Source organism: Brevibacillus sp. HB2.2 (assembly GCF_013284275.1).
Taxonomy (GTDB): Bacteria; Bacillota; Bacilli; order Brevibacillales; family Brevibacillaceae; genus Brevibacillus; species Brevibacillus brevis_D.
In genome coordinates this window covers 1-650 of record NZ_JABSUV010000107.1, presented here as the reverse complement: position 1 = coordinate 650, position 650 = coordinate 1, and the positions used below count along the sequence as shown (strand labels likewise).

The following is a 650-nucleotide window of genomic DNA, read 5'->3' as shown; positions in this document are numbered from 1 at the left end:
GCGACGCTCACGTGACTGTTTTGCTCACACAGGAGCAGCTACTACCGTCACTCCCATCTGGAGAGCATGCAGTCATTTGTCTGGATCGCGACTGGGCGATGATTGCCGAAGAAAGTGAACAGGCACCTGACATTGACACCACAGCGGAAAGTCTCGCTTACGTGATCTACACCTCAGGCTCTACCGGCTTGCCAAAAGGAACGCTAGTCATCCATCGCGGCATTGTCCGTCTCGTCAAAGAAACCGACTACGTGACAATTACAGAGAAGGACATTTTCCTGCAAGCATCGACTGTATCATTCGATGCGGCGACCTTTGAGATTTGGGGAAGCTTGCTAAATGGGGCAAAGCTGGTGCTGATGCCGCCTGATCTGCCTTCCTTGGAAGAGCTGGGACAAGCCATTCAGGTGCACAAGGTTACGACGCTTTGGCTGACGGCGGGATTGTTTACACTGATGGTGGATCATCACAAAGAGTACCTGACAGGGGTTCGCCAACTGCTCGTGGGTGGAGATGTCGTCTCAGTTCCTCACGTAAGAAAAGCGTTGGAGCTCGAAGGACTCACGATTATCAACGGGTACGGTCCAACGGAGAACACGACATTCACCTGCTGCTATCCAGTCACGGAGTTGCCAGAGACGATCAGTTCT

1 protein-coding gene is annotated in these 650 nt (G+C 52.6%); it reads left to right on the top strand.

Annotated elements, in window-relative coordinates; all coding sequences use genetic code 11:
• The coding region (locus HP401_RS35515; protein WP_173607628.1) for an AMP-binding protein at positions 1-650 on the top strand (650 nt) is incomplete at both ends.